The sequence below is a fragment of the Ferrovum sp. JA12 genome, assembly GCF_001431705.1.
Classification (GTDB): Bacteria; Pseudomonadota; Gammaproteobacteria; order Burkholderiales; family Ferrovaceae; genus PN-J185.
Map to the genome: position 1 here is coordinate 84,416 of NZ_LJWX01000002.1, position 24,019 is coordinate 108,434.

Consider the following 24,019-nt stretch of genomic DNA (forward strand, 5'->3'; position numbering starts at 1 on the left):
TCATCCTTAACGTAGGTTAAACCCCTTGTTTCAAACTGGCTTCGATAAAAATATCTAAATCGCCATCTAATACAGCCTGTGTATTACCCATTTCAACTTGTGTTCTAAGATCTTTAATACGCGATTGGTCGAGAACATAGGAACGAATTTGATGTCCCCATCCAATATCAGTTTTACTCTCTTCCATCGCTTGCTTTTCTTCATTGCGTTTACGAAGTTCCACTTCATATAAACGAGATTTAAGCATTGCCATGGCCTCAGCCCGGTTTCTGTGCTGAGAACGATCGCTTTGACACTGCACGGCAATATTTGAGGGCAGGTGAGTAATGCGAACGGCAGAATCGGTTTTATTGATATGCTGGCCACCAGCTCCTGATGCACGGAAGGTATCAATACGTAAGTCAGCAGGATTAATTTCCACTTCTATGGTTTCATCCACCTCAGGATAAACGAAGACTGAGGCAAAGGAGGTGTGGCGGCGGTTACCAGAGTCAAAGGGAGATTTACGTACTAAACGATGAACCCCAGTTTCTGTTCTCAAATGCCCGTAGGCATAGGATCCATTGATTTTTAGTGTGGCACTTTTTATGCCAGCTACCTCACCAGGAGACTCTTCTAAAATCTCAACACCAAATCCTTTTCTTTCCGTATAGCGCAAATACATTCGCAATAGCATAGAAGCCCAATCCTGTGCCTCAGTCCCACCCGAGCCCGATTGAATATCCACAAAACAGTTGGCGGCGTCCATGGGATGAGAAAACATTCTTCTGAATTCCATCTGCACGACATCTTTTTCTAATTGCCGAATATCCGAAAAAACAGCTTCCAGCGATTCATCATCTTGTTCAGATAAGGCTAATTCGCTAAGCTCTTTGGCGTCCTTAAGAGCTATGGTAGAACGATCGATTTGATCAATGGTTTCCTCAAGTAGCTTCCTTTCTTTGCCGAGTTCTTGGCTTTTTTTACTGTCTTGCCATACAAGAGGGTCTTCAGAGAGAGAGATTATTTGCTCGAGACGTACGATTTTATTATCGTAGTCAAAGATACCCCCGAAGCGCAGCAATCCGAGTTTCAAGATCCTGTTGTAAATGGATAAGAGTATTGAGTTGTTCTGCTTCCATAGCCTGTCTTAATTCAAAAATTTGTATTATACATGACACCAATGGTTGATTTCGAGTTGTAATTGATGGCGACCATTCCATTCATTATTCGTGACGCGAAACAATAGCCTGATTTGTTTGGGTAGCGGATCTGAGTATTTAAAATAAATACCTTGGAATTTTTTCTCTCCCATAGTTAACACCAACTTGGAATGTTTTTCTCCCACTAAACGCTGTTCTTGAATCAGGAATTCACCCATAAATAACGGGTTAGGGAAGTTTTGCCCCCATACTTCTTGCACGCACAGTTCGGCGAGATCAAGTGTAATATCGTCGACGTTAAGTGTTGAGTCATAAAACACTGTTTGCGTCATAGCCTCCTCGTTTAAATATACTTTTGCAACCTCTTCAAATGCCTCTGAAAATACAGTCCATTGATCTTTATAAATACTGGCGCCAGCTGCCGCAGCATGCCCCCCAAAGCGCTCAATCACATTGGGGTAGCGTTTACTAATGATGTCTAGGGCATCGCGTAAGTGAAAGCCTGGAATACTGCGCCCTGAGCCGCGGATGGTTGAGTTCTCAATATTGTTAGCAAAAGCAAAGACAGGGCGGTGATATTTCTCCTTGAGACGTGATGCCACTAAACCTACTACCCCAGGATGCCACGCTTCATTATATAAAGAGAGGGTTAATTGATCTTTAATATCGAGCGTATCGAGTTGTTCTAGAGCATTTTGCTGCATGCTCTCTTCAACAAACTTTCTATCCTGATTAAAGTTATTTAATTGTTCTGCTAACAGCAAAGCATGGTCTGCCCGCTCGGTGATTAGGCACTCAATCCCAACGGTCATATCATCCATTCTTCCCGCCGCATTAATCCTAGGACCCAAAGCAAACCCTAAATCATTACTTTGAATACGACGAAAGTCCTTGCCCGCCAATTGCAACAAGGCTTTGATTCCAGGCTGCATGCTTCCTTGCCGTATACGGTTCAAGCCCTCTTGAACTAAGAGTCGATTATCCGCGTCCAGTGAGGCCAAGTCCGCTATCGTCCCAAGGGCCACTAAATCAAGAAGCTTAGCAAGATGAGGCTGGGTTTCTTCCGTTATGACGCCATGAGCTTTTAAGGCATGTCTCACTGCCAACATGACGTAAAAGATAACTCCAACACCGGCTAAGGCTTTCGCTGGAAAAGGACAAAAGGGTTGGTTGGGATTCACAATGGCGCTGGCCTTGGGTAAGGTGTCGCCAGGCAAGTGGTGATCGGTAATAATCACAGTTAAACCTAACTGATTGGCGTACTCTACGCCCTTGATACTGGCAATCCCGTTGTCAACGGTAACAAGTACTTGCCCTTGCTTCTGAACAGCAAGATTCACCACCTCCGGCGTCAGTCCATAGCCCATGGTCATGCGATTGGGGACCACGTAATCCACTCTGGCCCCTAGCTGGCGTAACGCTCTCACAGCGACAGCACAGGCTGTGGCGCCATCAGCATCGTAGTCTGCAATAATAACAATTTTTTTTTGTTCAAGAATGGCTGTCACTAAAGCCTGACTTGCTTCATGTATCCCTTTGAGTTGCGACCAGTGAGGTAATTCTTTTAAAGATTGTTTCAGATCAGTCGTTGAGTGAATTCCTCTTTGCGCTAAAAGTTGAGCGTGAAGAGGAGATAATCCTTGGTTCACTAGTTGATTGACCACAGATTGATCAAATACTCTTTGTTTGAGTTGTTCTGGACGAATATAGCTCATAGAGTTAAATTAAAGTTGATAAAGAGATAGGGCGGCGCCAAAATTTCCATTTATTCACTGGATTAAAAATAATTTCTCGGCTGTTGGGATGATCCGTTGCAAATAACCGGATCTCTCCTTGAGAGAGCTTGAGTTGTTCGTATATTTGTTTGAACAAACTGTTATCCAAATTAATTAACTCCTCACTCCACCTCTCCCAATCTCCATAAGCGGCATGAGCCTCTAAATGGGTGATGACCTCTATGGTAGGCAATGAGAGTTGTGTGAGACTGTCCCAAAACCAAACCCCATGGATAAGACGAAGACGGTCTTGTTCACGTTTAAGGTTTACGCTGTGTTCATGACAGAGCATCTGTAATTCATTAAATAATTGGCGCCAGAATTTGTCTTGCTCTCCTTGCGGGAGATAAGGCGCTATACTCCGCCCAGCGCGGCTCAAGGGATGGGGGATATTGGTTGTCAGCGGATGATGACTCCCAATCAACCACAGAGATTCTGAGAGTATAAAAAACTCAAGCCCCTCTGATAAAAAATGTTGATTGAAGGTGGTCACCAACGCCTCGGACTCTGAACGAGCGATCGGGAAAGTATGGGCATCCATCAAGACTAAGCCATCGCCCTCTACATGTAAATGAATGGGGGTAGACAGTAACCAGTGTGGATAGCGTGAAGTTAGGTTTGCTCGCTCGGCAGTTTCACGAGCCTGACTGGTATTAAGGGGGGTTGTGGAGCATTGTTCTCGAGTGAGGCGATAGGCTAGAGAATTCACCTTAGCATGGGCTAATAGCTGTTCAAGATAGGGTAGTTCAGGCACTGACCCTGAGAATCTCTCGGGGATTAAGCCTGGCACAATATAAGTAAGATGGTTCATAATCTTCGCGTTAAAGGTTACAATGTATTTTTGTATCAAGTATAAAGACTAAATCGTGCAACGTTTTGAACATATCGTAGGTTTGCGCTATACGCGTGCCCAGCGTCAAAATCACTTTATCTCCTTTATTTCCATGATTTCCATGGCTGGCATCGGTCTTGGTGTCGCTGCTCTTATTATAGTGCTTTCCGTGATGAACGGTTTTCAAAGTGAGATGCGTGAGCGCATTCTTGGCGTAGCCTCCCACGTACAGATTTATGCCAATGAGGATACAGGGCTGAGCCAATGGCAACAGATTATGGATCAAGCTATCCGTGTTCCTCATGTCAGTGCAGCAGCGCCTTATATCATGGGGCAAGGAATGTTAACCAGCGATAACCGGGCACAAGGCGCCATTGTGCGGGGGATTATTCCACAACAGGAAGATACGGTGGCTGATTTAGGTCAACACATGAAACTTGGACGTTTGGATAATTTACAGCCTGGACAGTTTGGGGTCGTTATAGGCAGTGCTCTGGCTGATCACTTGCATGTGGGGATGGGGGATAAGGTTGTTTTAATCACGCCACAAGGACAGGTGACTCCTGCCGGCATGTTACCCCGCTTAAAACAATTCACCGTGGTGGGGATCTTCAGTGTTGGGATGTACGAATATGATAGTGGTTTAGCCTTGATTGAGCTTCATGATGCACAAAAGCTGTTCCGCTTGGGGCAAGACGTCACAGGGATTCGTTTAAAACTGGATGACCTGATGTTGGCGCCACATGTTGCGGATCAGCTAGTTAAGTCTTTACCCATTGATGCGTGGGTCAGCGACTGGACAAGGGAGCACGCTAACTTGTTTCGCGCGGTGGCCCTTGAGAAAAATGTTATGTTTATCATTCTCTTATTAATCGTGGCCGTTGCAGCTTTTAATATTGTTTCTACTTTAGTGATGGCGGTGACTGATAAACAAGCGGACGTTGCTATCCTGAGAACACTGGGCGCTTCTTCACAAAGCATTATGCAAATTTTTATTATTCAAGGAGCGTTAATAGGTCTGGTGGGTACTCTGGGAGGCATGATATTTGGCGTGTTGATAGCCTTAAATATTCATTCTATTGTTCCCTTTATTGAGCATCTTTTTGGTGTCCATTTTCTATCCCCTCAGATTTATTTTATTTCTGAACTACCCTCTAAATTAGAATGGTCAGATGTATGGACTATCGCCGTGACATCCTTTTTTCTAACGCTCCTCGCAACTCTTTATCCTAGCTATAGTGCATCACGTATTCAACCTGCGGAGGCCTTACGCTATGAATAGTCAGGTGATTTTGGAGGTGCGTAACCTCAGTAAGGTATTTACTCAAGGGCAAAGCTCTATTGTGGTACTAAAAAAAATCAACTTAACCGTCCACGCTGGGCAACATGTGGCCATTATTGGTGCCTCAGGCAGTGGTAAAAGTACTTTATTACATTTGTTAGGCGGGCTTGATCGTCCCACTGAAGGGGAGGTGATCCTCGATGGGCAGGTGTTAAGTCAACTCCACGATAAACAGGTGGGTCTCCTACGCAACCAGAAATTGGGCTTTGTTTATCAGTTTCATCATTTGTTAGCAGAATTTAGTGCGCTGGAAAATGTTGCCATGCCTTTATGGATTGGCCGACAGGACAGGGAGTCCAGTGAGCAACAAGCGAGTCTCATGCTCGAGGCTGTGGGCCTCGGTCATCGCTTAGGTCACCGTCCAGCGGAGCTCTCGGGTGGAGAACGACAAAGAGCTGCTGTGGCCCGCGCACTCGTCAATCAACCACGGATTGTGCTCGCTGATGAACCCACGGGGAACTTAGATCGACTCACCGCTCAACATGTCTTTGATTTGATGATGCAATTAAACCGGAAAAAAGGCGCTGCTTTAATTATGGTGACCCATGATTTGGAGTTAGCAGCGCGAGCGGATATTCAGTATCAATTACGGGATGGAGAACTACATCAAATAGACTCCTTAGCAGTTTAATTGTCTGGCGTTTGAACTAACGGATAAACAGAGTTGCCGTTAGTCTCCCATGGCATATCAGCCAGTTCAGTAAAGGCTTTCTTAAGACCTTCCCCCCATTGATGATGAACAAGGTTCAGGTAAGGGTCTCCTTCCTCTAGGCGCTGATGAACGGCTATTTTAAATGTGTCTTTTTCAATGATCACTAAATCAATGGGCGGTCCCACCGATATGTTGCTACGCATGGTTGAATCAAATGAAACAATGATTGATTTAGTGGCCACAGGAAGCGAGGTGGCGGGAGTTAATACGCGGTCAAGAATGGGTTTGCCATATTTGGTTTCGCCAATTTGGAAAAACAAAGTACCCTCAGAGGCTTCGATAAAGTTTCCTTCGCTGTAGATAAGAAATAAACGCGGACCTTCTCCTTTGATTTGCCCGCCCACAATAAAATTAGCTGCGGTATCAATATTTCGTTGTTTTAAATACTCTCCGTCACGTTCTTGAATATCACGTAAACAATCACCAATTAAAATAGCTACGTCATACATGGAATGGCAATTCCACACATTTTTTTGGTCGTTATCTCGCCCTCTTTGCAATAATAAACTGATGGTTCCTTGACTGATAGCTAGATTGCCTGAACTTAAGGTAACAATAACTCTTTCGCCTTGTTTCTCAAGAATACGACATTTACAGAATTTGGCGATATTATCGACTCCTGCATTGGTTCGCGAATCCGAGGCAAAAATCATTCCTTGTAATAAATTCGTGGCCACACAATAGGTCATTTAAAGATTTCCTGAAATTTATATATAAAACATACCATACTTAAGAAAAATACGGGCGGTCACTAAACCAATCATGATTAATAGCGAAGAAGCTACGATTGATTTCTGTACTTAATAGGGCCATATCATTAATGAATTCACTTAAATATTCATGTAATCCTCTTTTAATAATGGTTTTTATTTGTCCGTAGTGTAATTTCGCATGAATCTCTCCTGAGAGACGTCTCGCCTCGTAATTATTGAGGGTAATCATAATATTTAAAATACCATCAATTTCATCTAAGCAGGCATGAAGAGAGCGGGGCATATTCATTCTTAAAATCAATAATTCAGCCACCTTCTGAGCGTCAATGACATCGCGATAAATCTTTCGATAAGCCTCAAAAGCGCTAACAGACTTTAATAATGCTCCCCACTGATAATAGTCAACAGCACCCCCAATATCATCAATTGTAGGTAAGAGGATATGGTATTTCACATCAAGAATGCGTGCCGTGTTGTCAGCTCGTTCCATAAAACTGCCCAGTCTAATAAAGTGATAGGCTTCATCATGCAGGGCGGTGCCAACTGTTACTCCACGAAAAACATGTGAGCGTCGCTTTACTCGGTCAAACAGCTTACCAACCTGAGACGGATTTAGTTGAAGATCACTCATGTCTTTAAACTCTAACCAAGTACTGTTAATACTCTCCCACATTTCTGAAGTGATCGCTCCACGAACTGTCCTTGCGTTTTCTCTGGCAGCGGCGAGGCTACTGAAAATACTTGATTGATTGTCACTGGAGGTGACTAAATATTGTAGGATATTTTCTGGTGTTAGTTGTGTGAAGAGTTCATAAAAATGTTCAATCAAACCCATGGAAATGAGAGGGACCTCCCAAGAGGGGGCATTAGGACTCTCTTGATTATGACCTGGCATTAATAGACTGTGATAGGTCGCATCCAAAAGTCGTGCAGTATTTTCTGCGCGTTCTATATGCCGTGCCATCCAATAAAGATTCTCTGCGGTTCGGCTTAACATGTTTATTCTCCCACTATCCAGGTATCTTTGGTGCCACCACCCTGTGAGGAGTTGACAATGAGCGAGCCCTCATTGAGTGCAACACGAGTCAATCCTCCAGGGGTAATTTTAACCTCTCTACCACTCACAATATATGGCCTTAAGTCTACATGGCGTGGTGCGATGCCCTTTTCCACTAGCGTGGGACATGTGGATAGTGAAAGCGTGGGTTGAGCAATATACTTTTCAGGATGGGCCATGATTTTTTTACGGAAGGTATCAATTTCATCTCGACTGGCTTGCGGCCCAATTAACATGCCATAACCTCCAGATCCCTGAACTTCTTTCACTACCAAGTTCTCTAAGTTGGCTAGCACATACATAAAGTCATCGGCGATAGTGAGCCGAAAAGTCGGTACATTATTAAGAATAGGTTTTTCCCCTAAGTAAAAACGTATCATTTCAGGGACAAAGACATAGGTGGATTTGTCATCCGCGACCCCAGTGCCGATGGCGTTGGCAAGGGTCACCGATCCTGCTCGGATAGGTCTTAATAGCCCTGGTACCCCCAACATAGAGTCTGCTCTGAATGCCTCTGGGTCGATGAAGTCATCATCAATGCGGCGATAGATCACATCAACTTGTTGAGGCCCTTCTGTGGTTTTCATGAATACTTGATCGTTTTTAACAAATAAATCGGCTCCTTCAACTAATTCGATGCCCATTTCTTGTGCTAGAAAAGCATGTTCAAAGTAAGCACTGTTATAGGAGCCTGGTGTTAATAACACCACCGTGGGTTGCTTTACTTGCTGAGGACTCACCGCTCTTAATCCTTCCACTAAAATTTCCGGATAATGATCAACAGGGGCAATATTGAGTTTTGAGAAAAGCTCTGGAAACAGACGCATCATCATTCGTCGGTTCTCGATCATATAAGAGGAACCGGAAGGAGTTCTTAAATTGTCCTCAAGAACATAAAATTCATTGTCATTAACTTTGACAATATCTATACCCGCGATGTGTGCGTAAATATCGTGAGCCACATAAATATGCTTCATTTCTGGTCTAAACTGACTATTATTTATGATTTGCTCAGCAGGAATAATGCCTGCCTGAATGATTTCTTGTTGGTGATAAATGTCTTTGAGGAAAAGATTGAGTGCCCTAATACGCTGAATACAACCCAGCGCTACCGTATTCCATGAAGATTGGCTAAGTAACCTAGGAATAACATCAAAGGGAATGGAGCGTTCATTGCCCATGCCATCTCCATACACCGCAAAAGTGATACCGAGCCGTGCAAAAAGTAGCTGAGCTTCCCGATGCTTTTTATTTAGCAAATCAGGATCTTGTTTTGCAAGCCATTTTTGATAATTCTGATATAGCGGAGTAATGACGCCATTTTTTTCGTACATTTCATCATGGATAGTCATAATGCATCCTTATGTATGTTGTTCTAAAGCACGCAATATCCATGCCACCCCGATAGGGGTTGAAAGATCAAGTAGTATCGGTATCTCATGAGGATAATAGCCATTTTGGTGCGAGTTCGCACAATTTGTAGGCATCAGGAATGCACCTAAGTGGTGCTTAATGAGGTGTTTCTTTGAGTTATACTAAAGATGTTTAAATAAGGATTTAAGTATGGTTTCACGCACTCGTACACCTAAGCATTTTGACTATGCAGAGGGTATTTCCCTGCTTGCCTTAGGTGGGCGTTATGGTCAAAGTGAAACTCAACTTATTGAAAAAGCTTTCCAGTTAGCTATTGAGTCGGATCAAGAGGAAGAGCTTACCACTACCTCAACACAAAAAGCCCTCAGTATTGCTCGTTTACTGAGCGATATCGAAGCTCATCCTCATTGTATTGTCGCCGCGTTACTCCGTTCATTACCTTGGTCAAGACTAGAAAAAATGGCGCTCAGGGAAGAGTTTGGTGGTGAGGTGGTCACTATTATTCATGATTTACATCGTATTGACCAAACCATCAATGCTATCGAGGCTGTCCCGCAAGCCAAACAACATGATCAGCAGCGCTTAGAGGGGATCAGAAAACTATTACTGGCTATGGCGCAAGACATACGCGTAGTGATTGTGGCCCTCGCTGAACAAGTCTGGTTAATGCGCTTTGCCAGTGAGCTAGACCGGTCAGATCAATTACGCCTCGCTCATCAAACGATGGATCTTTATGCCCCTCTTGCTAACCGTTTAGGCGTGTGGCATTTGAAATGGGAGCTGGAGGACTTATCCTTTCGTATTCTAGAGCCGGATACCTATAAATTAATTGCCCAGCGACTTGATGAAAAATTAGTTGATCGCGAACATTACATTAATAACGTCATTAAAGCACTTGACAAAGAGCTCCAGACTGCTGGCATTGAAGCCATGCTTCATGGAAGACCCAAACATATTTATAGCATTGTCAAAAAAATGCGTTCTAAAAATCTCGATTTTGAGCATTTGTATGATGTTAGAGCAGTTCGAGTGGTGGTCAAAGAAATTCGTGACTGTTACAGCGTGCTAGGTGTTGTTCACCACCTATGGATCCCCATTGCGGGTGAATTTGATGATTATATTGCAAGACCCAAGGGTAATTTTTATCGCTCCTTACACACGGCAGTGATTGGCCCGGAGGATAAGGCACTAGAAATACAGATTCGAACCCAGGAAATGCATCGCGATTCTGAGTTAGGAGTCGCCTCTCACTGGCGATATAAAGAGGGAGCTACGAAAACCGATAAACATTTTGATGAGAGAGTGGCTTGGTTGCGCCAGATGCTGGCCTGGCAGTATGAAGTGACCATGACCAACTCTGCACGCACTGCTGTCCCAGTGTTAGACGATGTGATTTATGTTTTTACTCCGCAGGGACGCGTCATTGATTTGCCTCGAGGCGCTACGCCTATTGATTTTGCTTATCACGTTCATACGGATCTGGGTCACCATTGCCGGGGGGCTAAAGTGGATGGGCAGATCGTAAATTTAAACCATCCCCTTGATAATGCTCAGCGGGTTGAGATTATCACGGTACGGCAAGGAGGGCCAAGTCGTGATTGGCTGAATCCTGAGTATGGCTACCTAAAAAGCTCTCGGGCCTTAGCCAAGGTTCGCCAGTGGTTTAAACAGCAACATCAGGAAGAAGATATTGCCCAAGGCAAAATCATCTTTGAAAAACTGACGCAACGTATCGGTAAAACTCCAGTTAATATTGAACGTTTAGCGCAACAGGTAGGCTACTCCCGCGTAGAAGATTTTTTAATTGGGCTCGCTAGAGGAGATATTTCTCAACATCAAATTGAATTGCAACTGATTCCTGAGACCCAACATGATTCTGTCACGCCAGAGCAAATGATTCATCCGGCTCTGGACCAAGGCTCAGGTGGGGTATTGGTGCTAGGCGTTACCAATATTGCAACATTTTTTGCCAAATGCTGTAAGCCAGTCCCGCCAGAACCTATTGTGGGTTTTGTAACCAGAGGGCGCGGAGTCAGCATTCATCGGGCTAATTGTCGCAGCTTGGCAGCGTTAACTGGCACTCAATGGCAGCGAATGATGCCGGCCCAGTGGGGGCAATCAACAGAGGGTCTTTATAGTGTGGATGTAGTGGTAGAAGCTCAAGACCGACAGGGATTATTAAGAGATATTTCCGAGTCGTTCACCAGAGAGCATATCAATGTTACGGCAGTGAATACGCTATCTAGGGGGGTTCAGGCACATATGAAATTTACCGTTCAAATCTATGCACTAGAACAATTGGGGCGTGCTCTTAAAATAGTCTCCGCTGTTAAAGGGGTCACTCAGGTTTATCGGCAGTAGAGGTAATACGTTTTTTCAGCCATTGCCCAATTAGTTGAATCTCCTCCCAACAGACAGAGTGTCCCATGGCGTACTGGCGCCATTCAAGCTGACAGCCTGAAGAGGATAAATACTCAGCAGCCTGTTTACCAAGAGTCAAGGGAACAACATTATCTAAAGTGCCGTGAACCATCAAAATGGGGGAATGTTTGTTCACATCCTTGACCAGAGGTTGACTATCCACTTGTGGCAGATAAGTGGAGAGAGCCATGAAGCCCGCCAGGGGATAACGCGCTTGTGTGGCCAGAGTGAGAGTGATGGCCCCACCTTGAGAAAAACCAGCGATAATTATTTTCTCGCTTCCTATGCCTTGTTCTATTTGTCCGTCAATCAAAGAGGTAATGGCCTTGACAGATTCCTCTACCCCTTGCATATCAATTTGTCGGTTTAAGCCATCAAAGGCAATGTCGTACCATGCACGCATGACCATGCCGTTATTAATTGTGACAGGACGCTGAGGGGCGTGAGGGAAAACAAAGCGAATAGAGTGGTTTTCAGGGAGACCGAGCTCTTTGACAATGGGAGCAAAATCATAACCGTCAGCACCCAAACCATGCAGCCATATGACGCTCCATTGCGCCGTCAGAGGAGGCTCAACAATATGACAGGAGAGATTAATACTCATTGGTTACTCCCAGGACGCAGGGCAGATTTTGGACGAAAAATAGTAACGGTATCAGGCTTGGTAGTGATATAAGGTCCACTAATAATGTCTATACAGTAGGGTACTGCTGCAAAAATTCCATCTAGGGTTTCTTTAATAGCCTTGGGTTGACCGGGCAGATTAATGATTAATGAGTGACCGCGGATGACGGCTACTTGTCGAGACAAAATAGCGGTGGGAACATATTGTAGACTAGTGCGGCGCATCTGTTCACCAAAACCGTCGAGCACCTTTTCTGCTACATTTAAAGTGGCTTCCGGAGTAACGTCACGTTTAGCAGGCCCCGTTCCGCCGGTGGTCACGATGAGTGAGCAATGTAAGTGGTCGGCGAGATGAATTAAGTTTTTTTCAATTAACTCCTGTTCATCAGCAATTAAACAACTCTCAAAGTGAAGGGGATTTTCAAGTGTGTTATCAAACCATTCTTTGAGTGCAGGAAGGCCTTTGTCTTCATACACCCCCATTGAGGCACGGTCGCTGATAGAGAGGATACCTATACGTAAGAGTTCTGTATTAGTCATGTTCAGAATAATCTGGGTTAATGGGTAAGGTTTTAGCAGTGATATATTCAAATATGAGTCGATATAATTGTCGAAAAGCTCGGGGTGGTTTTTGCATTTGCTGTTCCTTCAGAGCATTGGTTGCAAGCTGCCTCAATTGAGCGCGATCAGCCATGGCGTAGCTTTGGCAGAATTCGTCCAGCAAACGAATGTCATCCATGATTTTTAAACGCCATTGTTCGGCAAGATGCTGCAGCGCTACCACTTCCTTAGATACCCCTTTGAGCTGATCGAGATAGGCTTGCAAGGGCTCTGGATCCACCTCGCGCATGAGTTTTCCGATGTATTGAAGTTGTCGACGAATGGCGCCATGTGCCTTGAAAGTTTTGATATCTAGCAGTGCTTTTTCCAAACTCTCGGGCAAAGAAAGATGCCTGATTTTATCATTGCTGAGTTCGGATAAGGCTTCTCCTAAAGCTTGCAGTTCATGCATGTCACGCTTACGTTGACTTTTACTAATTGGTTCTTCTAAAGACACGGTTTTTCCCAGCTAGTGCTAATCTTGATATGATACCGGATTGAGGCTTAGAGAGTAAGCCGTTAGACTAGGTAATTAATAGACAATCGAGTCACCATTGGGATCAGTCATGAACAATACAAGTTTTTCTAATAGTCCGGAGCATTTGTCTCAACTTGTCGAGGAAGCGTTAAAGCAAGCGAAGATCAATGGCGCATCAGCTGCTGAGGCAGAAGTGAGTGAGGGATTTGGTTACTCTGTGACAGTACGACTTAATGAAGTTGAAACCATTGAATATAATCGCGATAAGGATTTGAGTGTCACGGTGTATTTTGGGCAAAAAAAGGGTCATGCCAGTACCTCTGATTTATCTTTACAGGCATTGAAAGACACTGTTCAGAAAGCTGCCACCATTGCCAAATATACAGCGGCTGATGAATTTGCGGGACTGGCGGATGCGCAGTTATTCGCCCATCATCCTTTTCCTGAACTGGATTTATATCATCCCTGGCATTTACCCGTTGAAGAAGCAGTGGTTCTGGCTACCTCCTGTGAAAAAGAAGCGCTAAAGGTGGATAAGGCGATTCAAAATTCTGAAGGCGCTACCGTATATACGCAAGAGTCCCAATTTGTTTACGGTAATTCGGCGGGTTTCTTAGGGGGCTTTAGCGGCTCTAACCACGGTATCAGTTGTTCTGTCATTGCTGGAATAGATGATGGTATGCAAAGGGATTATTGGTATACCACCGCGCGCAACGCTAAAGATATGGATAGTCCCGAGAAAGTGGGTTATGAGGCCGGTAGCAGAACGGTTAGACGTCTTAATGCTCGACGGGTTAAAACATGTAAAGCTCCCGTACTCTTTGATGCAACCCTCGCTTCAGGGCTACTGGGACATTTTGTGGGGGCGGTGAGTGGTGGGGCGCAATACCGTCAATCCTCATTTTTACTCAATTCGCTTGAGCAAACAATATTTGCTTCGCAAGTCAATATTATTGAAGATCCTTTTATAATTAGGGGGTTGGCTAGCACCCCCTTTGATGATGAGGGAGTGGCCACACGTCGACGACAGGTGGTAGAAAATGGCGTTCTGCAAGGTTATTTCTTGAGCAGTTATTCTGCTCGAAAACTGGGCATGCAAACCACCGGTAACTCGGGAGGAAGTCATAACTTGATCATTCAGCCCTTTGGTGGGTCTTTTGAGGACTTACTACAACAAATGGGTACGGGTTTATGGGTCACTGAGTTACTAGGACATGGTGTTAATTCTGTGACCGGAGACTACTCCCGAGGCGCTGCTGGTTTCTGGGTGGAACATGGGCAAATTCAGTTTCCGGTTCAGGAAATTACGATAGCGGGTAATTTAAAAGAGATGTTTAAGCAAATTGTTGGAGTGGGTAATGATGTATTAATTCGAGGGTCTAAAATTACTGGCTCTATTTTGATTGACCATATGACTATTGCTGGAGAATAGCTAAGGATATAGAGATGAAATGTCCCTTCTGCGGTACGCTCGATTCACAAGTGATTGACTCAAGGGTAAATGAATTGGGCGATAGCGTCCGCCGTCGACGTCGTTGTGTGGGTTGCAACAAACGCTTTACTACCTATGAAATGGCAGATGTTCGTTACCCGCAAATAGTCAAGCAAAACGGAAAACGTGAAGATTTCTCTATTGATAAAATTCGTTCAAGTTTCCTACGCGCTTTACATAAGCGTCCTGTCTCAGCAGAGCTTGTAGATGAGGCAGTGAATAGGATTAATCAAAAACTTCTCGCCCAAGGGGATAGAGAAGTTCAATCGCTGCGCGTGGGGGAGATGGTGATGGAGGAGTTAAGACGCTTGGATAAAGTCGCTTATATTCGATTTGCTTCAGTGTACCGAAGTTTCCAAGATGTGGATGACTTTAGGGATGTCATTCGTGACTTATAGTACTAATCTTCCGGAAGATGGCGTATGGATGCGTCAAGCGCTAGGCTTAGCACAGCGGGGCTTACATACCACCATGCCCAACCCTAGAGTAGGGGCTGTGGTGGTCAATGCAGGACAAAAGGTGGGGCAGGGTTTTCATTGTCGGGCAGGGGAGGCCCACGCGGAGGTATTGGCTCTGCGGCAGGCAGAGGGCTTCACTCAAGGGGCTACCTTGTATGTGACCCTTGAGCCTTGTAGTCATTTTGGCCGCACCCCCCCTTGTGTGAAGAGTGTGATTGACGCTGGGATAAAACGGGTCGTCATCGCCATGCAAGACCCTAATCCATTGGTGGCGGGCCAAGGTATTGCACAATTAAAGAGCCATGGAATCAGCGTGACGGTGGGACTCGAAGAGCGTGAAGCCAGAGAATTGAATATTGGCTTTGTCTCCCGTATGGAGCGCCAGCGCCCTTGGATCCGCTCGAAAGTGGCCATCAGTATGGATGCGGTGAGTGCGCTCGCCACCGGTCAAAGTCAGTGGATAACCCATGATTTGGCTCGCGCTGATGGTCATTTGTGGCGTGCCAGAAGCTGTGCCATGTTAACGGGGGCGGGAACGGTGAGAGTGGATAATCCACGTTTAACGGTTCGCTCCATTGATAGCTCGCGCCAACCCTTAAGAATTGTTATTGACAACCAGCTTGACACTGACCCTCATGCTCAGGTGTATGAAGAGGGCCATGCAGTGATTTTTACGGTGAATCCCTCTCGGCAGCTGGCCCAACCTTTTTTAGAGCGTGGCGTCAGAGTAATGCTGTTAGAGCCTGATCTCAATGGTCGCGTCTCCATGCCGGCGGTGACCAAAGCCTTACATTCATTGCAGTTAAATGAAGTATTGATTGAGACAGGTCAGCGACTTAATGGGGTGTTCTTGCAGTCAGGCTTGGTTGATGAATGGATATGTTATGTGGCTCCGAGTTTTCTTGGTCTAGGCGGTGCAGGCTTAGCGCAATTTGGGCCCTTAGCAGACTTGACGCAGCGCATAGATTTAAAGTTTGTGGAAGTTAAGCCTTTCAAGGAAGACTTACGTATTATTTTGAGACAACCCCATTCTTTAGAATGGTTAAATAGGGTATGAATATGTTTACAGGTATCATTGCAGCTACCGGTAAAATCGCTGGTAGTGAAAAACTGGAGCAAGGGCAACGATTACACATTGACACGTCAATGGATTTGTCTGATGTGGCCGTGGGGGACTCCATTGCCGTCAACGGCGTGTGTTTGACGGTAGTCAAGTTGGTTAATTTAGGGTTCTTAATGGATGTTTCACGACACACCCTGGATGTTACAGTAGGTCTGGAGTTGGGGCGTATCGTCAACTTAGAAAAGGCATTGAGGTTGTCAGACCGCTTAGGAGGGCATTTGGTGTCAGGACATGTGGATGGGATAGGTGAGATTATGGATTACCGTGCGATAGGGGAGAGCTGGTTTTTAGAAATTAAAGCGCCCCATGAGTTATCACGTTATATCGCTAAAAAAGGCTCTATTACCGTCAACGGGATTTCCTTGACCACCAATACCGTTGACGCAGATCTCTTCACCATTAATGTCATCCCGCATACTCGTGAGGTGACTAACTTTAAAGAATTGTCTGTGGGAGACTCTGTAAATTTAGAAATTGATTTAATCGCTCGTTACATTGAACGCTCTCGATTATGGGAGAGTGAGTGAGAAATAAGTTAAAATAGTAATTTGATCCTAAGGAATAGTCCATGATCCCCACTAGTACGTCACGGTCAGTGCTACCTGGTATTTCTCCTACTGCAGAGATTATTGAAGAAATTCAAGCGGGCCGAATGGTGGTCTTGGTTGATGATGAAGACCGAGAAAACGAAGGCGACTTGGTCTTAGCGGCTGAATTTGTTACCCCTGAAGCCATCAACTTCATGGCGCGATATGGTCGCGGTCTTATCTGTTTAACTTTAACTCAAGAGCGTTGTCGTCAGTTGAACTTACCTTTAATGGTGTCTGACAACCGTTCTAGTATGACGACTAACTTTACCGTTTCAATTGAAGCGGCTAAGGGCGTCACAACAGGCATTTCTGCCGCAGACCGAGCGCAAACGGTGAAAGCGGCGGTGGCCCGCTTTGCCCGTCCTGAGGATCTTGTGCAACCAGGGCATGTCTTTCCTTTAATGGCTCGTCGTGGCGGAGTGTTAATTCGTGCTGGCCACACTGAAGCAGGGTGTGATCTTGCCATGCTGGCTAATCTCGAACCTTGCTCTGTGATTTGTGAAATTCTCAAGGATGACGGGGAGATGGCTCGACTCCCAGATTTAATAGAATTTGCTCAACAACATCATCTGAAAGTGGGCACTATTGCTGATCTCATTCATTATCGCAATCAACATGAAAAACTGGTTGAAAGGGCAGGAGAGCGTGAATTAATTACTCCCTACGGGACATTTAAAGTGGCTGCTTATTATGACGCCATTGCCAATAAAACTCATTTAGCATTAATTCATGGCCACATTGATTCGCAACAGGAGACGTTGGTACGGGTTCATGAACCTTTTTCTTTGGTAGATATTTTTGACGAGGAGGCCTATCAGCATTCTTTTGGAATTCAAAGCGCCCTAAGACGTATTACCCAAGCACCGCAGGGAGTGTTGGTATTATTGCAAGGGGAGGAAAGCGCTGAAGATCTCATCGCTTGGGCAAGCCCTAATCAAGAATTACCGCAAAGAAAATGGGACTCAAGGTTATATGGAGTCGGTGCACAGATTCTCAGAGACCTAGGAGTCACTAAAATGAGAGTATTATCTCGATTACGTAAAATTCCGAGTATGGCAGGTTTTGGATTGGAGGTTGTAGGTTATGTTACACCCAACGAGTAGTCCGCGAAATACCAGTATGGCTGATATTTCAAGTAACGGGAAAGGGTTGCGTATTGCTATTGTTATTTCACGGTTTAATGAGGCGATTGGTGAGCATTTGTTAGCCGCCACAGGCAAAGCTTTAATTGAGCATGGGGTACTGGAGAAGAATATTCCGGTGATTCGTGTACCAGGAGCCTTGGAGATTCCTTTAGCACTTAAGACGCTGGCTGTAACCAAGCGCTTTGATGCTTTAATTGCACTGGGCTCAATTGTGCGAGGTGAAACTTATCACTTTGAGATTGTAGCCAACGAGAGTGCAGCAGGAATTACTGCTGTGCAGTTGGATACGGGGGTCCCCATTGCCAATGGTATTTTAACCACAGAGAACGATGCTCAAGCCTTTGCACGGGTTGAACAAAAGGGCCTAGACTGTGCCATGGCGGCCATAGAAATGGCACGATTATTAGCAGAAATCAGATCAGGTGAAATGTGAAATCAGCCAGAAGACTAGCACGTGAAGGGGTAGTACAAGGACTCTACGCTTGGCAGATGAACGGCGATACCTTGACGCACATTAGCCAACATGTTTTAGCACAACATCACATGGGCCGTGCGGATGCCGCCTTACTAAATCATTATTTACAAGGCATTTATGGCGCTGTCGATGAATTAAATACTTTTATTGCGCCTTATCTTGATCGTGATTTGATGAATGTTAGTCCCGTTGAAAAGGCTATTCTTTGGCTGGCGGCCTATGAACTGCGCTACGCATTAGACACGCCATTTCGTGTAATCATTAACGAGGCTGTAGAGATTGCAAAATCCTTCGGTGCCACCGATGGCCATAAATATATTAATGGTGTGGTAGATAAGATGGCGTTGGATGTCCGCTCTAAGGAAGTCAAGTTAGCCCAAAGATAAGGAGCTCTTGAGTGCCCTCTGAGTTCGATTTGATACAGCAATATTGTCAACGTTTAACCGCTCATACTGATCTTGGGGTGGGTGATGATGCAGCGCTGATGACTGTTCGCCCCGGCCACCAATTGGCCGTCTCCACTGATGTGTTGGTGGCAGGGAATCATTTTTTTGTTGATGTTTCTCCTTTTTCTTTGGGTAGAAAAGCTGCCAGCGTGAATTTGTCTGATATGGCTGCCATGGGCGCCACTCCTCGTTGGGCTACTCTGGGATTGAGTATCCCAGGGATGAATGAGGGATGGCTAAAAGATTTTTGCGATGGCTTTTATCAGGCCCTCTCTGAACACGGGGTGGATTGGGTAGGGGGGGATACGACTCGAGGTCCCCTTAACCTTGCTGTAACTATCATGGGTGAAGTGCTTTCAGGTAAAGGACTAAAAAGGTCTGGAGCTAAGGTGGATGATGACATTTGGGTGTCAGGGAGCGTGGGCGATGCGGCCTGGGGGCTGGCTTTTCTCCAAGGGCAAGTGGAGCTTGGGATGGAGGCTCAGCAGTATTTTCGTGCTCGTTTAGACAATCCCACTGCGCGAGTTGAGTTGGGGCGTAGCCTGTTATCGCTAGCCCATAGTGCTATTGATATTTCTGATGGATTGTTGGCAGATTTAAATCATATTTTAGTGGCTTCACAGGTGGGGGCAATCTTGAAGGCGGACCAGATTCCCGTCTCAAAGTTATTGTCTGAGCATCAACTTGACCCCTCATTTTGGCAAGCAGTCTTAAGAGGCGGTGATGATTATGAACTGTGTTTTACAGCCCCTCCCCATCATGATCACACCATTATAGAGCTATCAAGAAAAATGAATTTATCAGTTACGCGGATTGGTAAGATTGTCAGCGATGCTGAACAAAGAACATTATTAAACTATCCAGAGCAAGGGGTAGGTCAGCCCTCTTGGCAAGGATTTGATCATTTTAGAACACTGTCATGACACCCAATTTAAGAGAGCTTTTGTTCAGTGATTGGCGCCATTTTTTATCCCTAGGCTTAGGGTCAGGCTTGTCACCTAAAGCTCCCGGAACAATGGGCACGCTGGTGGCTTTGCCGTTTTATTTTTTAATACGTCAGTTCAACGCTCCCCTTGGCTGGTTCATTACCGGATTATCGTTATTAGTAGGGATTTATATTTGTCACTTCACGGCATCAAAGTTAGACGTGGAGGATCCTAGCGCAGTGGTATGGGATGAGATTGTTGCGTTTTTAATGATGTTATTGTGGGTGAAACCTCAAGGAATCGGATTGTTGTGGGCCTTTTTGTTATTTCGTTTATTTGATATTTGGAAACCCTATCCCATATGTTGGGCAGATCGACACATTAAAGGTGGTTTAGGAATTATGTTAGATGATCTGTTGGCCATGTTTTTTGCAGTGGGTGTTTGGTATAGCTTGGAGGGACTAATAGTTGGATTCTAAAGATATTGAGTTAGCCCAGCGTGTGGGCTTATTGTTATTAAACCAAGGACAACTCTTGGCGCTTGCCGAATCCTGCACCGGTGGTGGGATCGCAGCACTGATAACCGAAATTTCAGGCTCGGCCCAATGGTTTGAGCGAGGGTTTGTCACCTATAGTAATTTAAGTAAGGAGCAGGTATTGGGTGTTCCCGCTGCCACGCTTAGCCAATATGGTGCTGTCAGCGAAGAGGTGGTTAAGGCGATGGCCGAAGGAGCGCTGCTACATAGCGTCGCCCATTGGGCCGTTGCTGTGAGTGGTGTGGCAGGCCCCACTGGCGGGAGCTCGCAAAAACCCGTGGGGACGGTATGTGTTGCTTGGGCCCATCAGGGTGGCCCCTGCGAAGTACAAACCTACCATTTCGACGGAGACCGTCAACAAGTTAGAGCTCAAACAACCCGTTACGCTCTACAAGGATTGATCACTCGTCTAGATCATTGACCCCCATGAAGGGTGGATTAAGCCAATAACTTAAACTAACCCCAAGCGAGACTTTCCTTAAAAAAAGACCACGACTAAGTAATAAAGTTGTCAGTAGATTTTTTTCTGATAGACTAAAACAAATAATAATAATAAGAATAAACCATAAAAACATAGAAAATGATCAGATTTAGGAGGAGGAGAGTATGGTGACAGGGGACTTAAAGCAATTAAACGTTGGCGGATTAGATTCCCGTGGACGTATTAATCAAGATGTACAGAAAATCGATCTCGGTGAGGTTTCAGCGGCAGTCTTTATGGGACGCTGTTCAGAGCATTTTGACTTTTTTGTGTACGCCATAGCGTCGGTGTTGGTTTTCCCTTCACTTTTTTTCCCGTTCTTATCGCAGCTGGAAGGGACCTTAGCCTCTTTTGCTATGTTTTCCTTGGCCTTTATCGCGCGTCCCATTGGAACAACATTATTGATGTATGTCCAAAAGCGCTCCAATCGAACAACGAAATTAATTGTGGCGTTGTTCCTATTGGGTTTTTCAACGGCGGGCATGGCTTTTGTTCCTAGTTACTCATTTTTAGGCGTGATGGCTATCGTTCTTTTAGCTATTTTGCGTATTGGACAAGGTATCGCTGTGGGCGGATCTTGGGATGGTTTTCCCTCGCTCTTGGCGTTGAATGCTCCAGCTAAGCAACGGGGCTGGTATGCCATGCTCGGACAGTTAGGCTCGCCTTTTGGCTTTGCTATTGCCACAGGAGTGTTTTGGTATCTTCATTCACAGCTGTCAGCGCAGGATTTTCTTGAATGGGGTTGGCGTTATCCATTCTTTGTTGCTTTTGTTCTGAATATGATGGCACTTTTTTTACGTTTTAGATTGGTGACTTCAGCGAAATATACGCGTCTTCTGGATACGTCTGCATTAGTTCCCCCACCTCAGTTTTCTGAATTAGTGGTGAGTCAAAAGCGCAATATTCTTTTGGGCGCTCTTTCAGCGCTAGCAAGTTACGCCCTTTTTCATGTGGTCACCGTTTTCCCGCTGTCCTATATTGTGTTAAACACAGACCGCTCAATTAATGATTTTCTTTTGATTCAAATGATCGGTGCGGGTTTTGCGGTACTTGGCATGATTGCCTCTGGAGTGATTGCCGATCACTTTGGGCGCCGCCATACCTTGGCTGCTGTGGCCATATTAATTGGAGTATTTAGTGTTTCCACTCCGCTTTTAATTGGTAGTGGGCAATGGGGACAAAACTTGTATATTTTTGTCGGGTTTATTTTACTAGGGCTCTCCTATGGTCAGGCATCAGGGGCTACTGCAAACAACTTTCCTGCGGTATACCGTTACATGGGTGCGGCGTTGAGCGCAGATTTATCCTGGTTATTGGGTGCCGCTTTCTCTCCCTTAATTGTCTTGTGGCTAACCAGTCATTATGGATTGGCCTTTGTGGGGTTATATCTTTTGTCTGGGGTTGTCACCACCTTATTGGCCTTGATATTAAACCATCGATTAGAAAAACAAGATTAATCTATCCTTGTTCCCCTTCCTTATTACTGAGGAGGGGGAAGCGGTTTAATGCCTAAAATTGTCCTTTTACTGCTTAATAAAAATCTGACAGACGGGTATATTGTCGAATAATTGGCAATCGCTGATTTAGTTATTGCAAAAGAATGATAACTGGATATAATTACAGTACTTGGTCGGCTTAGACTAAGTCCGCCAACAACCCCACTTCTTGGGATGACCTGGCGCCCTCAATGCATAGATATTTCAGGATATTGATTATGGACGATAATAAAAGTAAAGCCTTGTCGGCGGCACTCTCTCAGATTGAAAAGCAATTTGGTAAAGGGGCCGTTATGCGTCTTGGTGAAACCGAGATTGAGCGTGACTTTGATGTGGTGTCAACAGGTTCTTTGGGGCTAGATTTAGCGCTCGGTGTAGGGGGGTTACCACGGGGAAGGATTGTTGAAATATATGGCCCAGAGTCATCAGGAAAAACCACTTTAACTTTACAAGTGATTGCGGAAATGCAAAAAAAAGGAGGCATTGCTGCATTCATTGATGCAGAACATGCCCTGGACCCTGTTTACGCACAAAAGTTAGGAGTGAATGTTAGCGATCTATTGATTTCCCAGCCTGATACTGGTGAACAAGCCCTTGAGATTGCAGACATGTTGGTACGTTCTGGATCGGTGGATATAGTGGTGGTAGATTCTGTAGCGGCTTTAACACCCCGTGCAGAAATTGAAGGTGAAATGGGAGATTCTCACGTGGGGCTCCACGCCAGGTTAATGTCTCAAGCCTTAAGAAAGTTGACGGGTAACATTAAGCGCTCAAATTGTCTGGTTATATTTATTAATCAAATTCGTTTGAAAATCGGGGTAATGTTTGGTAACCCAGAAACCACCACAGGTGGTAATGCTTTGAAATTCTACGCCTCCGTTCGTCTTGATATTCGTCGTGTGGGCTCAATTAAACGCGGTGATGAGGTGGTAGGAAGTGAAACACGTGTCAAGGTTGTGAAAAATAAAGTTTCCCCTCCATTTAAGGTGGCCGATTTCGATATTATGTATGGTGAAGGTATTTCCCGTGAAGGTGAAATCATCGAATTAGGAGTGTTGGGAAAAATCGTAGAAAAGGCGGGGGCTTGGTACTCCTATCAAGGTGAAAAAATTGGCCAAGGTAAAGACAATGCTCGAGAATATTTAAAAGAACGTCCTGAAATTGCCAATGAGATAGAAAATAAAATCCGTGAATCCAATAGGGTTAAGTTAGCTGTTGCAGTCCCTGTAGTCGATGAAGACTAATTATTGTGGCTGAGGTCTCCTTAAGACATAAAGCGCTTCAATATCTAGCACGCCGAGAGCATTCTCGGCGTGAGTTGTTGAGGAAACTGTTGCCTTTAGCCGTATCTGATGATGAGGTTTATACTCTATTAGATGAACTTGAACAGGAGGGATTACAGTCTGATAGAAGAACTGCTGAGACTATTGTTCGTGCAAGACAAGGAAAGCATGGCGCCTTACGCATCAGGCAAGATTTACAACAGCACGGCATTCCCGACACGATTATTCAATCGCTCCTTATTGAAGTAAAGGAGGATGAGCTCTCACAGGTGAAAGAAGTCTGGGCAAAACGCTTTGATCAGTTACCGGTTAATGCCCAGGAGAGGGCTAAGCAAGGGAGATATTTGCAAAACAGAGGCTTTAGTATGGCAGTGATCCAAGCTCTTTTTAGAGGAGAGGATTAGTCAGTACAGTTTAAAAGAATGACCAATCGGATCATTCAATGAATACTTCCCCGTGATTCTGTCTCTTTGATGAGCTTGGTTTTTGGTAGAATAG

The 24,019-nt window shown here is 45.0% G+C and carries 25 protein-coding genes; 16 read left to right on the plus strand and 9 right to left on the minus strand.

The features are described from left to right. Positions 1 to 16: 16 nt before the first annotated feature. The 3 genes from prfB to FERRO_RS05470 all read right to left on the minus strand — a co-directional run bounded on the left by prfB (position 17) and on the right by FERRO_RS05470 (position 3,728). Positions 17 to 1,121 (minus strand): peptide chain release factor 2 gene (prfB, locus tag FERRO_RS05460; RefSeq protein ID WP_342586491.1). Its coding sequence is split into 2 segments (ribosomal slippage): positions 17 to 1,039 and positions 1,041 to 1,121, totalling 1,104 coding nucleotides; the frame shifts between segments, so codons are not numbered across the junction. 26 nt (positions 1,122 to 1,147) lie between these two features. Further along, on the minus strand, positions 1,148 to 2,857 hold the full coding sequence (recJ, locus tag FERRO_RS05465) for a single-stranded-DNA-specific exonuclease RecJ (RefSeq protein WP_082601209.1): 1,710 nt from the start codon (positions 2,855 to 2,857) through the stop codon (positions 1,148 to 1,150). Positions 2,858 to 2,861: 4 nt separating this feature from the next. Next, positions 2,862 to 3,728, minus strand: a complete 867-nt coding sequence (locus FERRO_RS05470; protein WP_056929890.1) for a hypothetical protein — start codon at positions 3,726 to 3,728, stop codon at positions 2,862 to 2,864. A 55-nt stretch (positions 3,729 to 3,783) separates the two neighbouring features. Between FERRO_RS05470 and FERRO_RS05475 the strand changes: the two genes are divergently transcribed. Together FERRO_RS05475 and lolD are read left to right on the plus strand one after the other, a co-directional pair. After that, positions 3,784 to 5,031 carry a lipoprotein-releasing ABC transporter permease subunit gene (locus FERRO_RS05475; protein WP_056929891.1) on the plus strand — a complete coding sequence of 416 codons (1,248 nt, stop codon included), beginning with the start codon at positions 3,784 to 3,786 and terminating at the stop codon, positions 5,029 to 5,031. Next, on the plus strand, positions 5,024 to 5,722 hold the full coding sequence (gene lolD / locus FERRO_RS05480; protein ID WP_056929892.1) for a lipoprotein-releasing ABC transporter ATP-binding protein LolD: 699 nt from the start codon (positions 5,024 to 5,026) through the stop codon (positions 5,720 to 5,722). The genes FERRO_RS05475 and lolD overlap by 8 nt, the downstream gene beginning before the upstream one ends. On the opposite strand, the gene FERRO_RS05485 is transcribed toward lolD, so the two are convergent. From FERRO_RS05485 to FERRO_RS05495, 3 genes are read right to left on the minus strand one after another with little or no spacing between them, the layout of a single operon-like run. Beyond that, positions 5,719 to 6,492: a hypothetical protein gene (locus tag FERRO_RS05485; RefSeq protein WP_056929893.1), complete on the minus strand. Its 774-nt coding sequence runs from the start codon at positions 6,490 to 6,492 to the stop codon at positions 5,719 to 5,721. The genes lolD and FERRO_RS05485 overlap by 4 nt on opposite strands. A gap of 40 nt (positions 6,493 to 6,532) precedes the next feature. Then, positions 6,533 to 7,513: an alpha-E domain-containing protein gene (locus FERRO_RS05490; protein ID WP_056929894.1), complete on the minus strand. Its 981-nt coding sequence runs from the start codon at positions 7,511 to 7,513 to the stop codon at positions 6,533 to 6,535. 2 nt (positions 7,514 to 7,515) lie between these two features. Then, positions 7,516 to 8,925: a circularly permuted type 2 ATP-grasp protein gene (locus FERRO_RS05495; protein WP_056929895.1), complete on the minus strand. Its 1,410-nt coding sequence runs from the start codon at positions 8,923 to 8,925 to the stop codon at positions 7,516 to 7,518. A gap of 211 nt (positions 8,926 to 9,136) precedes the next feature. Between FERRO_RS05495 and FERRO_RS05500 the strand changes: the two genes are divergently transcribed. Next, complete coding sequence (locus FERRO_RS05500; protein ID WP_056929896.1) at positions 9,137 to 11,308, plus strand: RelA/SpoT family protein; 2,172 nt, start codon at positions 9,137 to 9,139, stop codon at positions 11,306 to 11,308. Here FERRO_RS05500 and FERRO_RS05505 read toward each other — a convergent pair. Genes FERRO_RS05505 through yjgA form a run of 3 tightly spaced genes read right to left on the minus strand, consistent with a single transcriptional unit; the run spans position 11,286 to position 13,049 of the window. Continuing rightward, positions 11,286 to 11,972: an alpha/beta hydrolase gene (locus tag FERRO_RS05505; protein WP_056929897.1), complete on the minus strand. Its 687-nt coding sequence runs from the start codon at positions 11,970 to 11,972 to the stop codon at positions 11,286 to 11,288. The two genes, FERRO_RS05500 and FERRO_RS05505, sit on opposite strands and share 23 nt — an antisense overlap. Continuing rightward, a complete protein-coding gene (gene mog, locus FERRO_RS05510; RefSeq protein WP_056929898.1) occupies positions 11,969 to 12,532 on the minus strand; it encodes a molybdopterin adenylyltransferase in 564 nt (187 codons plus the stop codon). Before mog ends, FERRO_RS05505 begins: the two co-directional genes overlap by 4 nt. Beyond that, positions 12,525 to 13,049, minus strand: coding sequence for a ribosome biogenesis factor YjgA (gene yjgA, locus FERRO_RS05515; RefSeq protein ID WP_082601210.1), 525 nt, complete (start codon positions 13,047 to 13,049; stop codon positions 12,525 to 12,527). The genes mog and yjgA overlap by 8 nt, the downstream gene beginning before the upstream one ends. Before the next feature lie 109 nt (positions 13,050 to 13,158). Between yjgA and pmbA the strand changes: the two genes are divergently transcribed. The 13 genes from pmbA to recX all read left to right on the plus strand — a co-directional run bounded on the left by pmbA (position 13,159) and on the right by recX (position 23,925). Beyond that, on the plus strand, positions 13,159 to 14,502 hold the full coding sequence (gene pmbA, locus FERRO_RS05520; protein WP_056929900.1) for a metalloprotease PmbA: 1,344 nt from the start codon (positions 13,159 to 13,161) through the stop codon (positions 14,500 to 14,502). Positions 14,503 to 14,516: 14 nt separating this feature from the next. After that, entirely contained in the window at positions 14,517 to 14,960 is a 444-nt protein-coding gene (nrdR, locus tag FERRO_RS05525; RefSeq protein ID WP_056929901.1) for a transcriptional regulator NrdR, read from the plus strand. Next, positions 14,950 to 16,077, plus strand: a complete 1,128-nt coding sequence (ribD, locus tag FERRO_RS05530; RefSeq protein WP_204374772.1) for a bifunctional diaminohydroxyphosphoribosylaminopyrimidine deaminase/5-amino-6-(5-phosphoribosylamino)uracil reductase RibD — start codon at positions 14,950 to 14,952, stop codon at positions 16,075 to 16,077. Before nrdR ends, ribD begins: the two co-directional genes overlap by 11 nt. 2 nt (positions 16,078 to 16,079) lie before the next feature. Beyond that, complete coding sequence (locus FERRO_RS05535) at positions 16,080 to 16,670, plus strand: riboflavin synthase (protein ID WP_056929903.1); 591 nt, start codon at positions 16,080 to 16,082, stop codon at positions 16,668 to 16,670. A 41-nt stretch (positions 16,671 to 16,711) separates the two neighbouring features. Continuing rightward, positions 16,712 to 17,836 (plus strand): bifunctional 3,4-dihydroxy-2-butanone-4-phosphate synthase/GTP cyclohydrolase II, encoded by a 1,125-nt coding sequence (gene ribBA / locus FERRO_RS05540; RefSeq protein ID WP_056929904.1) that lies wholly within the window; start codon positions 16,712 to 16,714, stop codon positions 17,834 to 17,836. A 16-nt stretch (positions 17,837 to 17,852) separates the two neighbouring features. Continuing rightward, a complete protein-coding gene (ribH, locus tag FERRO_RS05545; RefSeq protein WP_152975717.1) occupies positions 17,853 to 18,311 on the plus strand; it encodes a 6,7-dimethyl-8-ribityllumazine synthase in 459 nt (152 codons plus the stop codon). Next, a complete protein-coding gene (nusB, locus tag FERRO_RS05550; RefSeq protein ID WP_056929906.1) occupies positions 18,308 to 18,739 on the plus strand; it encodes a transcription antitermination factor NusB in 432 nt (143 codons plus the stop codon). The genes ribH and nusB overlap by 4 nt, the downstream gene beginning before the upstream one ends. 11 nt (positions 18,740 to 18,750) lie before the next feature. Further along, positions 18,751 to 19,722, plus strand: a complete 972-nt coding sequence (thiL, locus tag FERRO_RS05555) for a thiamine-phosphate kinase (protein WP_056929907.1) — start codon at positions 18,751 to 18,753, stop codon at positions 19,720 to 19,722. Continuing rightward, positions 19,719 to 20,204, plus strand: coding sequence for a phosphatidylglycerophosphatase A family protein (locus FERRO_RS05560; RefSeq protein ID WP_056929908.1), 486 nt, complete (start codon positions 19,719 to 19,721; stop codon positions 20,202 to 20,204). The genes thiL and FERRO_RS05560 overlap by 4 nt, the downstream gene beginning before the upstream one ends. Further along, entirely contained in the window at positions 20,194 to 20,682 is a 489-nt protein-coding gene (locus FERRO_RS05565) for a CinA family protein (protein ID WP_056929909.1), read from the plus strand. The genes FERRO_RS05560 and FERRO_RS05565 overlap by 11 nt, the downstream gene beginning before the upstream one ends. A gap of 185 nt (positions 20,683 to 20,867) precedes the next feature. Continuing rightward, entirely contained in the window at positions 20,868 to 22,199 is a 1,332-nt protein-coding gene (locus FERRO_RS05570; protein ID WP_056929910.1) for an MFS transporter, read from the plus strand. Positions 22,200 to 22,456: 257 nt separating this feature from the next. After that, on the plus strand, positions 22,457 to 23,482 hold the full coding sequence (gene recA, locus FERRO_RS05575; RefSeq protein WP_056929911.1) for a recombinase RecA: 1,026 nt from the start codon (positions 22,457 to 22,459) through the stop codon (positions 23,480 to 23,482). 5 nt (positions 23,483 to 23,487) lie between these two features. After that, positions 23,488 to 23,925: a recombination regulator RecX gene (gene recX / locus FERRO_RS05580; protein ID WP_056929912.1), complete on the plus strand. Its 438-nt coding sequence runs from the start codon at positions 23,488 to 23,490 to the stop codon at positions 23,923 to 23,925. The last annotated feature ends 94 nt before the right edge of the window (positions 23,926 to 24,019 follow it).